The following is a 13,089-nucleotide window of genomic DNA, read 5'->3' on the forward strand; positions in this document are numbered from 1 at the left end:
AAAATATTTTTAGACAAATTTTTTTAATTTTTTTTCTTTGGATTCCGAAATGCTATATTTCAAATCTCGTGCCAAACTATTGTTTTGATATTTTTTTTGTAATTATTTGGCTGTCTGTTTTTTAGGATGAACTAATTTCATCTCGTCTAATAAGTGACTTGCGCCTGCAAATTTGTCAATTATGAATAGTACATATCTAGCGTCAACCATAATGTTTCTGCATATTTCAGGGTCATAATTGATATCACTCATTGTGCCTTCCCATACTCTGTCAAAATTTAATCCAATTAAATTTCCGTTTGCATCTATAGCAGGACTTCCAGAATTTCCTCCAGTTGTGTGGTTTGTTCCAATGAAACATACTGGCATTTTTCCTGATGCATCTGCATAGATTCCGTAATCTTTGTTTTTTTCTAATTCTAATAATTTAGCTGGAACGTCAAATTCATAATCTCCAGGTACATATTTTTCAACAATTCCGTCTAAATGAGTTACTGGTTCATAATAAACGGCGTCACTTGGATTGTACCCTTTTACTTTTCCATAGGTTACACGTAAGGTGCTATTTGCATCTGGAAAAAAGCGTGCATTAGGGAAAAGTTCTAATTGAGCTTTCATATAGTTGCGTTGTAATGCTGCTATTTGTAAGTTGATTTCATCATACTTAGGTGAAATGTTTTTGTAGAAATTATCTGCTAATTCTTTAACTAATAAATAGCCTTTGTCTTTGTTAAGTTTTTTGAAAATTGTTTTTGAATCACCTTCAAATAACTTTTTAAGTGTGTTATAAGAAGTTAGTTTTGATTTTGAATATACTTCAGTAGTCAAAGCTTTATAATCTTTGTTTTTTAATACTTCAGGTGCCAATGGAGATTTTGTTCCGTATAAAGCAATTAATTGTTCAAAAACTTTTTCATCTACTTTAGCGCTAAAATCTTTATAAAATCCTTCAGATTCTTTTATAAAGTTATTTTTACGATCGGTAAAAGCTTGTTCCCCTTTTGTTTTGTATACTTGCTCTAATTGGTATATTTTAAATCCTAAACTTAATAATTCTGTATTTCTTAAAACGACTTCTACAAAATAATCTCTAGCAAGCGCATAATCATTGATGGCTTTGTAATTTTTATCAAAATCGGTCAATAAGCTACCATACTCATTTTGTTTTCCTTGAGCAATTACTTTTTCTGAAAATTGTTTTTCAAAATTTTGTTTTAATGCTACAGCATTTGATTTTTTTAATCCTTTGCTTTCTCCAATCCATTTTTTCCAATAGTTAGCAACACTAGCATATTTTGAAGCGTATTGGATTTTAATTGCTTTGTCTTTTCGCATGAAGCCATCTTGTACTTTCAAAGCGGCGTCACGAATTTCAATTTTTGCTGGATTTAAGGTAGTTACAATTTGTTCAACTGCGTGTGAAGGCAAGTATTCCTGAGTTCTTCCTGGAAAACCAAAAACCAATGTAAAATCATTTTCACTAATTCCATCTAAAGATATTGGTAAAAAGTGTTTTGGTGTATATGGAATATTATCTGCGGCATATTCTGCAGGTTTGTTGTCTTTGTTGGCATAAATTCTGAAAAGTGAGAAATCACCTGTATGACGTGGCCAAACCCAGTTGTCAGTATCAGAGCCAAATTTTCCAATAGATGATGGAGGCGTTCCTACCAATCGAATGTCTTTAAATGTTTCGGTAACAAATAATAAATATTGATTTCCTTCGTAGAATACTTTAATTCTGTTTTCTTGCCATTTTTCTTTTGGAAAAGAAGCTTGAATTTTAGCTATATTTTCTTGAATTTTCTTTTGTTTTTCTGCTTCAGATTTTGATGATAGAACATCTTCCAAAACAGCGTTTGTTACATCATGAATGCTTACAATAAGTGTAGCAACCATACCAGGATTTGGTAATTCTTCAGCATTGTTTTTTGCCCAAAATCCATCTTGTAAATAATCGTGTTCTACTGTGGAATGACTTTGGATAGCATCATAACCACAATGATGATTAGTTAGCATTAATCCTTTTGGAGAAATAATTTCAGATGTGCAACCGCCGTCAAAGTGAACGATAGCATCTTTTAAACTAGACTGGTTTACAGAATACACTTCTTCGGCAGATAATTTCATGCCGAGTGTTTTCATTTCAGATTCGTTCATTCCTTTTAACATGCTAGGAATCCACATGCCTCCTTGTTGAGCAAATGTTGGAAGAACAAATAAAATAAGTAGAACTCTTAAAAATTTCATGATGTAGTTGTTATTTTTCATAATGCATTTAAAATCGATTGCAAGATACAATTTTTGTAGATTTTGTTCTACACGTAGAGGAATAAAAAAATCCTCATGTTTTTCATGAGGATTTAGAATTATTTTTTAGCAGATTCTTTTACTTTTTTAGCGCCTTCTTCAACTTTTTCAGCGCCTTTAGCTACAATTTCTTTTGCTTTTTCGCCTACTTTTGATGAGTCTAGTACTTTCTTTGCTTTTACTTTTGCAGAGTCAGCAGCTTGTTTTATGTCGGCACCTACTGCTTTTGAAGCTTCTTTTACTTTTTCTTTAGTTTCTTCTTTACAAGACATTACTAATACAGCAATGGCAAGTGATAAAATTATTCTTTTCATATAAAATAGTTTTGTTTCTAGGGTTAATACAAAATAAATGCCAAAATAGTATCCCGGTTATCCAAGATTATGCAGAAATAGTTGCTACTTCTTTGTTGATTTTATTTACTAAACCTACTAATACTTTTCCTGGTCCAACTTCTGTAAAGCTTGTAGCGCCATCAGCAATCATTTGATTTACAGATTGTGTCCACTTTACTGGAGCTGTTAATTGAATAATTAAATTTTTCTTGATTTCATTTGCATCTGAAACAGCACTAGCAGTTACATTTTGATATACTGGGCAAATAGGAGTTGAAAAAGTAGTTGCTTCAATAGCTGCTGCTAATTCTTCTCTTGCTGGTTCCATCATTGGTGAATGAAAAGCTCCTCCAACGGGTAAAATTAATGCGCGTTTTGCACCAGCTTCTTTCATTTTTTCACAAGCTAATTCTACCGCTTTATATTCTCCCGAAATTACTAATTGTCCAGGGCAGTTATAGTTTGCCGCCACCACAACACCATCGATTGAAGCACATATATCTTCTACAATATTGTCGTCTAAATTTAAAACAGCTGCCATTGTAGAAGGTTTGATTTCGCAAGCTTTTTGCATTGCCATAGCTCTTTGAGAAACTAGTTTTAATCCGTCTTCAAAAGATAAAGTACCATTAGCAACTAACGCTGAAAATTCTCCTAATGAATGTCCAGCAACCATTTCTGGTTTAAAATCTTCTAATGTTTTGGCTAAAATTACTGAATGTAAAAAAACGGCTGGTTGTGTAACCTTAGTTTCTTTTAGTTCTTCAGCTGTTCCTTCAAACATAACATCTGTAATTCGAAAACCTAATATTTCGTTAGCTTTTTCAAATAATTCTTTGGCTACAGCTGAATTTTCATATAAATCTTTGCCCATTCCAGTAAATTGTGCTCCTTGTCCTGGGAATACGTATGCTTTCATAAATTTAGTTTAAAAGTTTAAATTATTGTTTAATGGTTGTAATTCATACATTAAGACAATAACAAAAATAGTGTTTTTTGTAAATATATAATTTTAGAATAATTTTTCTTTCATTTTTTTCCAACGGTATTTTCTGAAAAACTTAGCTTGTTCATGGGTTACAAATAAAGGTTTTCCGGATGATTTTGCTTTCCAAAAGCCCATTAAATAATCGATAAATAGTAGAGGTTTTCCTTTGCGCATGGCTAGTTTTAATGATGAAATTGTAGTGATTAGGAATCCATAACCTAAACTATAAAATGCTTCGCCTTGTTTGTATCTTGCAGCTTTGTTGTAGCTGGCGCCTGTTGGTTTAAGGTGTTTTACATGTAGACTTTCGTCTGTAACTACTTTCCAGTTATAGAATTTGCAAAGTAATTCATCAACAGTATCCCATCCCATAGCTGGTTTTAAGCCTCCAATTTGTTTGAAAGTTGCTGCACGATATGCTTTTAAAGCACCACGAATATGGTCTTTATCGGTTAAATTCTCTAAAACCCAGTCACCGTTCTTTTCGATATAACAAAATCCTCCAACCATTCCAATTGTTTCATCAGATTTGAAATGTTTAATAATAGTTTCGAAATAATTTGCTGGAAAAATTAAATCAGCATCAACTTTTACAATGATGTCGTAATTGTCATCGATGTGTTTTTCTCCTTCATGAAATGCTTGAATTACTTTACTTCCAGGTAAATGAACATTATCTGATTTTTTGTTTACTAAAGTAATAAAAGGATGCTTTTCGGTGAAAGCTAAAACAATTTCAGGAGTTTTATCGGTAGAATTATCGTTCACGACTACAATTTTTGTTGGTAAAACAGTTTGTTCTACTAACGATTGTAGTGTTAATGAAATGAATTTTTCCTCGTTGTAAGTTGGTATAATTATGTAGTATCGCATTTGACTAATTACTATTCACTAATTACTAATCACTTTCTTTCTGCATAAACTAAATAATATCTTGGTGTAAACCATCTTAATAGAGGTCTAAAACCAATCTTCTTTACTGGATGCGTAAATTTTGTACTATCAATAATTTTAAATCCTGTTTTTTCTAATAACCAATCTAATTGCCAATCTTCAAATTCATGATAATGTCTATCCCACATATCTGTTTTGCTTCTATATGCTGGAGAAAACCATAATCGCAATGGAATAGAAATTAAAATTTTATCGCATTTTACATTTTGCAAAACCGTATAAGGATTCAATAAATGTTCGAAAATTTCAAAAGCTGTAAACACTTCATAACTCTCATTTTGAAGCGTCGATTGGTCGTTATCAATGTCTTCTCCTTTTGTATTGATAACGGTATAGCCATTATCTACCATGATTTTTGAAAAAGGATTTGGTACACCTAAATCAAAAATAGTTTCGGAAGTTTTGATGTGTTTTTTTAGAAAATCTAAAGTAATATTGAATCGCTTGCTAGGATATGTTTTTTCGTACATTGTAAATTTTGTTTCAAGTTTAAAGTTTCAAGTTGAAAACAGTTGGTAAAATTAGTGATTTAACTTGAAACCTGAAACCTCAAACTTGAAACAAAAAGATTACATTTGATAAACAATCGCATTAATATTCATGCCTGAGCCTACTGAAGCAAATAAAATAACATCACCTTTTTCAAGGCTTTGATTTTCTAATTGACCTTTAATCATCAAATCAAAAAGTGTTGGAACAGTAGCTACACTTGAATTTCCTAATTTATGAATACTCATCGGCATAACACCCTCGGGTGGAGTTTGTTTGTATTGTTTAAAAAAGCGATGAATAATAGCTTCATCCATTTTTTCATTGGCTTGATGAATCAATACTTTTTTAACTTTACTAATATCAACGCCGCTTTTTTCGATGCAGGCAGCCATTGCTTTTGGAACTTGACTTAGCGCAAACTCATAAATTTTTCTACCGTGCATCTTGATGTAACGAACATCAGGATCATGATCTTTATTGAATGAATTTCCGAAGAATAAATAATAAGCTTCATCATAAGTAAAAGTAGCTGTTTCGTGTGCTAATATTCCACCTTCTTCTTCTGTTGCTTCAACTATTGTGGCTCCAGCTCCATCAGAATAAATCATAGAATCTCTATCGTGCATATCGACTACTCTTGACAGGGTTTCGGCACCTATAACTAAACATTTTTTTGCCATACCAGCTTTAATAAAGGCATAAGCTTGGATTACTCCTTCAACCCATCCAGGGCAACCAAAAAGGATATCATAGGCAACACATTTTGGGTTTTTAATTCTTAAATGATGTTTTACACGAGTTGCTAAACTTGGTAAAATATCAGATTGAATGGCTCCTTTTTTTACATCACCAAAGTTGTGCGCAAGTATAATATAATCTAATGTTTCGGGATCTATTTTAGCATCTTCAATGGCTTTTTTTGCGGCAATGAAAGCAATGTCAGACGTGCATAAATCATCGGAAACATATTTTCGTTCTCTAATTCCTGTAATTTCTAAAAATTTTTCAGCAACAACATCATTTGGATAAGGAAATGGAGTTCCATCATCATTTAAAAATGAGTGCTTTGCAAAATCAATATTGGATATTGTTTCAGTTGGAATATAACTTCCAGAACCAGTTATTTTTATATTCATAACATATTAGTTAGTGTAACGAAATTATTAATTATTTCTTAACATAAGATAAAAACAACTCAATTGTTTGAAGTAATTATCGAATTGTCAATTTATGGTTAAAAAATTACGAAATTGACTTTTTTATTGCTTTTTTATGTAAATTTTATTTGCATTATAGTTGCCATGCTTAGTGCTTGTGTTTTCATTTGCTCTGCATTTTTTCCTGCAAAATACGTATCTATTGTTGCATAAAAATAATTCAACCAAATAGTATAATGTTCTTTTGTAAAAGCCGATTTTTCATGTATTTCTTTGTGAATTGAAAACATATTGTTGTAATAACCACCTTTTAAAAACAAGGATTGTTCCCAAAATGTGGCTAATGTTTCAAAATGTTCCTCTAAATGTTGGTCAACTGTTGTTATTTTGGTGAAGAAAAAATTAATTGCATCATCGGCTAATAGTTTATCATAAAACTTTTGCATGATCAATAAAATGTCTTCTCGTGTTTCTATATCGTTCATTTACTTGAGAATAAAGTTCAAAGTTACAATTTTCAAATGTGTGTATTATTGATAAATGTCATTTTAAAACAAAAGGTTTCAAGTTATAAACCTGAAACCTTTTTTGGAGTTTTTTAATTTTGCTTATAAATTACATATAAGCTTCAATAGGAGCACATGAACAAACTAAATTTCTATCGCCATATGCTTCGTCAACACGACGAACAGTAGGCCAAAATTTATTCTCAGCAATGTATTCTAATGGGTATGCGGCTTGCTCTCTAGTATAAGGATAAGTCCACTCATTAGCAGTTACCATTGCTAAAGTATGCGGTGCATTTTTTAATATATTTTGAGCATCTTCTTTAGATGAAGCGGCAATTTCTTTACGAATCGCAATCAAAGCATCACAAAAACGATCTAATTCTGCTAAATCTTCTGATTCTGTTGGTTCAATCATTAAGGTTCCAGCTACAGGAAAAGATACTGTAGGAGCGTGGAATCCATAATCCATTAAACGTTTAGCAATGTCAGTTACTTTAATGCCGTTATCTTCAAATGCACGACAATCTAAAATCATTTCGTGAGCAGCACGTCCCATTTCTCCAGAATATAAAACTGGATAATGTTCTTGTAAACGGGCTTTCATATAATTTGCATTTAGAATAGCATATTTTGTTGCATTTGTTAGTCCTTCTGCGCCTAACATACAGATATAGCCATAAGAAATTAAACAAACTAAAGCTGATCCGTATGGAGCTGAAGAAATAGCTGTAATTGCTTTGTCTCCACCAACTTTTACTACTGGATTTGTTGGTAAGAACGGAACTAATTTGTCGTTCACACAAATTGGTCCAACACCAGGTCCACCACCACCATGAGGAATAGCGAACGTTTTGTGTAAGTTTAAGTGACAAACGTCGGCACCAATTGTAGCAGGATTTGTTAATCCAACTTGGGCATTCATGTTGGCACCATCCATATATACTAATCCACCATTTTCGTGAATAATGTTTGTAATTTCAATTATAGAGCTTTCAAAAACGCCATGGGTTGATGGATAAGTTACCATTAAACAAGATAATTTATCTTTAAACTCAATAGCTCTAGCTCTTAAATCTTCAACGTCAATATTTCCTTCTGGAGTTGTTTTTGTTACAATTATATCCATTCCTGCCATAGCGGCTGATGCTGGATTTGTTCCATGAGCAGAGGAAGGAATTAAACAAACTGTTCTGTGATTGTCACCACGATATTGATGATATGCACGAATAGCCATTAAACCTGCATACTCACCTTGAGCACCAGAATTCGGTTGTAATGTTGTGCCAGTAAAACCAGTAACCACATTTAGTTGCTGCTCTAATTTTTTAAGCATTGTAATATAACCTTCAGCTTGTTCAATAGGAGCAAAAGGGTGAATGCTGTTCCAGTTTGCCATTGATAATGGTAACATTTCGGCAGCAGCATTTAATTTCATTGTACAAGAACCTAAAGAAATCATCGAATGATTTAATGATAAATCTTTGCGCTCTAATTTTTTGATATAACGCATCAATTGGCTTTCTGAATGATGGTTGTTAAATACATCATGTTGTAAGAAAGATGATTTTCTAATTAAATTTTCGGAAAGAATTGATTCTTTAGCTAATTGATTGATTGATTCAGTATTTTTACCTGTTGCCTCAGCAAAAATTGCTATAATTTGATTGATGTCAGCAACTGAAGTAGTTTCATTGAAAGCAATTGAAATTGTTTCTGAATCAACATAATAAAAATTCACTTCTTGTTTTTCAGCAATTGCTTTTACCTTGTTAGCATCAGCTTTTACTAAAATTGTATCGAAGAAAGCGGAGTTTGTTTGGTAAACACCTAATTTGTTTAAAGCTTCAGCTGTTGTTGTTGCAGAAGCATGTACTTTATCGGCAATATATTGTAAGCCTTTTGGTCCGTGATATACAGCATACATTCCGGCCATAACTGCTAATAAAACTTGAGCAGTACAAATGTTAGAAGTTGCTTTTTCGCGTTTAATATGTTGCTCGCGAGTTCCTAATGCCATACGCAACGCGCGGTTTCCATTTGCATCAATAGAAACACCGATGATTCTTCCTGGCATTGAGCGTTTATATTCTTCTTTAGTTGCAAAATATCCTGCATGAGGCCCACCATAACCCATTGGAATACCAAAGCGTTGTGTTGTTCCTATTACAACATCAGCACCCATTTCGCCTGGAGGAGTCAGTTTTACTAATGATAAAATATCTGCTGCAACGGCAACTTTAATTTCGTTTGTTTTTGCTTTTGCGATAAAACCAGCATAGTCATAAACTTGACCATATTTTCCTGGATATTGTAACATAGCTCCAAAGAAGTCACTTGAGAAATCAAAAGTTTCATGATTTCCAACAACTAACTCAATTCCAAAAGGTGTAGCACGCGTTTGTAATACAGAAAGTGTTTGTGGTAAAATTTCTTCAGAAACAAAAAATTTATTTACATTATTTTTTTTCTGATCACGAGAACGTACATCTAGTAATAACGCCATTGCTTCAGCAGCGGCAGTTCCTTCGTCTAATAATGATGCATTTGCAATTTCCATTCCAGTTAATTCCATAACTGTCGTTTGAAAATTTAAAATTGCTTCTAAACGACCTTGTGCGATTTCTGCTTGGTATGGTGTGTAAGCTGTGTACCATCCTGGATTTTCAAAAATATTTCTTTGGATTACAGCAGGAACAATTGCTGGATGATAGCCTAAACCAATATAGGATTTGAAAACTTTATTTTTTTTGCCTAATTCTTGAATATGATTCAAATATTCATATTCTGTCATTGGAGCTTCTAAATTTAAATCGTTTTTTAAACGAATATCATCAGGAATAGTTTCAAAAATTAATTGGTCTAAAGAGTCTACACCAATGGTTTTAAACATGTGATTTAAGTCTGTTTCACGTGGACCTAAATGTCTCAAAGCGAATGCGTCTGTTCTCATTTATTGATAAAATGTATAAGTGTTTTTATGTGTTGTTTTGGACAACAAAAGTAATTATTAATCTTGTAATAATTTGCTTTTAAATTGTGAAATTTTGTGATTTTATCAACTAAAACAGTATCTTATTAACAGATTGATTAATTTTGTTGAATGATGCTTTTTAAGAAAATAATAGATTTTTATATTGATAGTAGTATTCATGTGGCATTAGCTGCTTATGCTTTTATTAGAATAACGATACTGTTATTAAACATTTCTTATGAAGAGTCTGTCGCTTATTTTGGGTTTTATGGAACGATTACTGCTTATAATTGTATTAAGTACTTTCGATTTTTTATTCAAAATGAAACACAAAAAACAATAAAAATGAAATTGATCTTTGTAGTAAGTTTGATTTCATTTTTTGCATCAATTTTCTACTTTTTGCAACTAGAAATTAGCTCAAAATTACTATCTTTTCTTGCTTTTGGGGTAGTGTTAGTTTACGGATTTTCTTTTTTTGGAAAACTAAAGTCAGCGCGAAATTGGATTGGTTTTAAAGTTTTTTTAGTTGTTTTAAGTTGGACAATAATTACTTTTTTGCTTCCTATAGTGAATGCAAAGCTTGAATTTACTCAAGAATTATTTTTATATGGATTGCAACGCTTTGTTTTGATTTATGCGCTAATGTGTGTTTTTGAAATTGTAGATTTGCAATTTGATGCGATTTCATTGCAAACGATTCCTCAGCGAATAGGGGTAAAGCAAACAAAATTAGTAGGATTTGCTTTTTTGACAGTTTTCTTAATTTTAGAATTTTTTGTAACAAATCAATTCACTAGGATTGATGTGTTTTTTGTGGGTTTAATTGCTGTTTTTATATATTTTTCAAACAGAAATCGGTCTAAATATTATTCGAATTTTTGGGTAGAAAGCATTCCTATATTTTGGGGGATAGCCTTATTGTTGTTTGTTTCTAACCTTATTTTCCCATTTCCAAGCGGAAGCTAGTGCTTCTTCGAGCGACAATGCTGTTTTCCAACCAAGAATTGAATTCGCTTTTTCAGTATTTGCATAGGCCTCAGTGATGTCACCTTCGCGTCTGCCTACGATTTGATAATTTAATTTTTGACCTGAAACTTTTTCGAAAGCTTTGATTACTTCTAAAACTGAACTCCCTTTTCCTGTTCCTAAATTAAAGGTTTCGACTTTGTCTGTATTTTGTTTGTTGAGCAGACGTTTTAATGCAACTACATGCGCTTTTGCTAAATCAACTACATGAATGTAATCTCTTACAGCAGTTCCATCGATTGTTGGGTAGTCATTTCCAAAAACAGCTAATTTCTCTCTTAATCCATAAGCTGTCTGTGTAATGAAAGGTATTAAATTTTGAGGAACTCCTATAGGTAATTCTCCAATTTCAGCTGAATCATGAGCGCCAATTGGATTAAAATAACGCAGTAAAATGGAATTAATATTACTCACTTTTGCAACATCGGTAATAATTTCTTCCCCAATTTGTTTGGTATTCCCATACGGCGACATCGCTTGTTGTACAGGAGCATTTTCTGTAATTGGCATTTTTTCGGCTTGACCGTAAACCGTACAAGACGAACTGAAAATAAAATATGATTCTGGCTTTTTTTGTAACTCTTGCAATAAATATACTAATGAATTGATGTTGTTTTCATAGTATAATAACGGATTTTCAACACTTTCTCCCACCGCTTTTGAAGCAGCAAAATGAATTACTCCAGCAATATCTTGGTGTTTTTTAAAAAAATCTTGAACAGCTAATTTATCACGCAAGTCAATATTTTCAAATAAAGGTTTTTTTTGGGTAATGCGTTCAATACCATCTAAAACATCAATTGATGAATTGGAAAGATTATCAATTGCTACAACTTCAAAGCCTTCATTTTGCAATTCTACAACCGTGTGTGAGCCGATAAATCCTAAACCTCCTGTGACTAATATTTTCATCTTTTAGTTTTCAGCTACAGTCACAGTAGACAGTAACTGAGACTGAATACTGAGACTGAATACTATTATACGTATTCTAAAACAGAATCTGTGATAAATTTAATTTGTTCGTCATCTAATTCTGTGTGCATTGGCAATGCAATTACCTCTTTTACTAATTGGTTAGTAACGGGAAAATCTGCTTCTTTATATCTCGAATCAGCATATGCTTTTTGGCTGTGTAACGGAATTGGATAATATATGGCACAAGGAATTCCTTTAGCTTGTAAATGTTCCAATAACCCATCGCGTTTTCCATTTAAAATTCGGATTACATATTGATGAAATACATGACAATCACATGATTCACAAATGGTTGGTGCCCAAATGTTTGAATTTTGCGCTAAAGCCAAACTATATTTTCTAGCTGCATCTTGACGCGCTTTATTATAAGTGTCTAAATGCGGTAATTTTGCTTTCAAAACACCTGCTTGAATACTATCTAAACGAGAATTTACGCCTACTACATCGTGATGGTATCTTTCATACATTCCGTGGTTGACAATTCCTCTGATTTTGTGAGCTAAAGCATCATCATTAGTAAAAATCGCACCTCCATCTCCATAACAACCTAAATTCTTTGATGGAAAAAATGAAGTTGCTGCTACATGTCCAATTGTTCCAACTTTCTTTTTAGAACCATCTTTTGAAGTATAATCAGCACCAATTGCTTGTGCATTATCTTCGATAACATATAAATTATGTTCTTTGGCAATTTCCATAATTGCATCCATATTCGCAGCACGACCAAACAAATGCACTGGAACAATTGCTTTTGTTTTTGGTGTAATTGCTTTACGAATTCCGTCAAGTGAAATGTTCATGTTGTTCATGTCAACATCTACTAAAACAGGAGTCAATTGCAACAAAGCAATCACTTCTACCGTAGCAGCAAAAGTGAAATCAGCTGTAATTACTTCATCACCTGGCTGTAAATCCAATCCCATCATCGCAATTTGTAAGGCATCAGTTCCGTTTGCACAAGGAATTACGTGTTTTACACCTAAATATTTTTCTAAATCAGCCTGAAATTGGTGTACCAAAGGGCCATTGATATAAGTGTTTGTGTCTAAAACTTCTTGAATAGAAGCATTTACTTCTTCTTTTATTTTTTCGTATTGACTTTTTAAGTCAACCATTTGTAATTTTCTCATGATTGAAATTTTCTGTTTGCAAAATTACTAATTATCTTTTGATGTGGTTTTTTTTCTGTTTAAAAAATAATAGACTATTCCTACGATTATTGTGCCTATTAGTGTTGATATAACAGCTTTGCTATCTAGCTGTTCTTCAAACAAATATTTCTTTATTGCTAAATTTACAATAAAAAATACACTTACAAAAATCCCCATTTTTATTGAAAACAATTTCATATTTTTTTTATTTGATGAAA

Annotated in this window: 11 protein-coding genes; 1 reads left to right on the top strand and 10 read right to left on the bottom strand. The window is 32.3% G+C overall.

From position 1 onward, the window contains the following. Window positions 1-102: 102 nt before the first annotated feature. From G4L40_RS06565 to gcvP, 8 genes are all read right to left on the bottom strand, one after another. A complete protein-coding gene (locus G4L40_RS06565) occupies window positions 103-2,250 on the bottom strand; it encodes a S46 family peptidase (RefSeq protein WP_166236621.1) in 2,148 nt (715 codons plus the stop codon). 119 nt (window positions 2,251-2,369) lie between these two features. After that, entirely contained in the window at window positions 2,370-2,624 is a 255-nt protein-coding gene (locus tag G4L40_RS06570) for a hypothetical protein (RefSeq protein ID WP_166236410.1), read from the bottom strand. 67 nt (window positions 2,625-2,691) lie between these two features. Further along, complete coding sequence (fabD, locus tag G4L40_RS06575; RefSeq protein ID WP_166236411.1) at window positions 2,692-3,564, bottom strand: ACP S-malonyltransferase; 873 nt, start codon at window positions 3,562-3,564, stop codon at window positions 2,692-2,694. A 93-nt stretch (window positions 3,565-3,657) separates the two neighbouring features. Then, window positions 3,658-4,506 carry a glycosyltransferase gene (locus G4L40_RS06580; RefSeq protein WP_166236412.1) on the bottom strand — a complete coding sequence of 283 codons (849 nt, stop codon included), beginning with the start codon at window positions 4,504-4,506 and terminating at the stop codon, window positions 3,658-3,660. 29 nt (window positions 4,507-4,535) lie between these two features. Continuing rightward, window positions 4,536-5,057 (bottom strand): methyltransferase, encoded by a 522-nt coding sequence (locus G4L40_RS06585; protein ID WP_166236413.1) that lies wholly within the window; start codon window positions 5,055-5,057, stop codon window positions 4,536-4,538. A 99-nt stretch (window positions 5,058-5,156) separates the two neighbouring features. Next, window positions 5,157-6,215, bottom strand: a complete 1,059-nt coding sequence (locus tag G4L40_RS06590; RefSeq protein ID WP_166236414.1) for a 3-oxoacyl-ACP synthase III family protein — start codon at window positions 6,213-6,215, stop codon at window positions 5,157-5,159. Between the two features lie 134 nt (window positions 6,216-6,349). Further along, window positions 6,350-6,721 carry a group III truncated hemoglobin gene (locus G4L40_RS06595; protein WP_166236415.1) on the bottom strand — a complete coding sequence of 124 codons (372 nt, stop codon included), beginning with the start codon at window positions 6,719-6,721 and terminating at the stop codon, window positions 6,350-6,352. A 130-nt stretch (window positions 6,722-6,851) separates the two neighbouring features. Continuing rightward, the gene (gcvP, locus tag G4L40_RS06600) at window positions 6,852-9,695 is read right to left on the bottom strand and encodes an aminomethyl-transferring glycine dehydrogenase (RefSeq protein WP_166236416.1); all 2,844 of its coding nucleotides are present in this window, start codon (window positions 9,693-9,695) and stop codon (window positions 6,852-6,854) included. A gap of 150 nt (window positions 9,696-9,845) precedes the next feature. Here gcvP and G4L40_RS06605 point away from each other — a divergent pair, with 150 nt between their 5' ends. Next, window positions 9,846-10,685, top strand: a complete 840-nt coding sequence (locus tag G4L40_RS06605) for a UbiA prenyltransferase family protein (protein WP_166236417.1) — start codon at window positions 9,846-9,848, stop codon at window positions 10,683-10,685. On the opposite strand, the gene galE is transcribed toward G4L40_RS06605, so the two are convergent. Together galE and G4L40_RS06615 are read right to left on the bottom strand one after the other, a co-directional pair. Then, window positions 10,635-11,657 carry a UDP-glucose 4-epimerase GalE gene (gene galE, locus G4L40_RS06610; RefSeq protein WP_166236418.1) on the bottom strand — a complete coding sequence of 341 codons (1,023 nt, stop codon included), beginning with the start codon at window positions 11,655-11,657 and terminating at the stop codon, window positions 10,635-10,637. The genes G4L40_RS06605 and galE overlap by 51 nt on opposite strands. Window positions 11,658-11,722: 65 nt before the next feature. Beyond that, the gene (locus G4L40_RS06615; protein ID WP_166236419.1) at window positions 11,723-12,850 is read right to left on the bottom strand and encodes a DegT/DnrJ/EryC1/StrS family aminotransferase; all 1,128 of its coding nucleotides are present in this window, start codon (window positions 12,848-12,850) and stop codon (window positions 11,723-11,725) included. Window positions 12,851-13,089: the final 239 nt, after the last annotated feature.

Origin of the sequence: Flavobacterium celericrescens (assembly GCF_011392075.1) — a bacterium.
In the GTDB taxonomy this organism is placed as follows: Bacteria; Bacteroidota; Bacteroidia; order Flavobacteriales; family Flavobacteriaceae; genus Flavobacterium; species Flavobacterium celericrescens.

Bases quoted from the DNA above. Each gene is read 5' to 3' on its own strand.
- G4L40_RS06565 (WP_166236621.1), bottom strand. From the start codon at position 2,250: ATGAAATTTTTAAGAGTTCTACTTATTTTATTTGTTCTTCCAACATTT.
- G4L40_RS06570 (WP_166236410.1), bottom strand. From the start codon at position 2,624: ATGAAAAGAATAATTTTATCACTTGCCATTGCTGTATTAGTAATGTCT.
- fabD (WP_166236411.1), bottom strand. From the start codon at position 3,564: ATGAAAGCATACGTATTCCCAGGACAAGGAGCACAATTTACTGGAATG.
- G4L40_RS06580 (WP_166236412.1), bottom strand. From the start codon at position 4,506: ATGCGATACTACATAATTATACCAACTTACAACGAGGAAAAATTCATT.
- G4L40_RS06585 (WP_166236413.1), bottom strand. From the start codon at position 5,057: ATGTACGAAAAAACATATCCTAGCAAGCGATTCAATATTACTTTAGAT.
- G4L40_RS06590 (WP_166236414.1), bottom strand. From the start codon at position 6,215: ATGAATATAAAAATAACTGGTTCTGGAAGTTATATTCCAACTGAAACA.
- G4L40_RS06595 (WP_166236415.1), bottom strand. From the start codon at position 6,721: ATGAACGATATAGAAACACGAGAAGACATTTTATTGATCATGCAAAAG.
- gcvP (WP_166236416.1), bottom strand. From the start codon at position 9,695: ATGAGAACAGACGCATTCGCTTTGAGACATTTAGGTCCACGTGAAACA.
- G4L40_RS06605 (WP_166236417.1), top strand. From the start codon at position 9,846: ATGATGCTTTTTAAGAAAATAATAGATTTTTATATTGATAGTAGTATT.
- galE (WP_166236418.1), bottom strand. From the start codon at position 11,657: ATGAAAATATTAGTCACAGGAGGTTTAGGATTTATCGGCTCACACACG.
- G4L40_RS06615 (WP_166236419.1), bottom strand. From the start codon at position 12,850: ATGAGAAAATTACAAATGGTTGACTTAAAAAGTCAATACGAAAAAATA.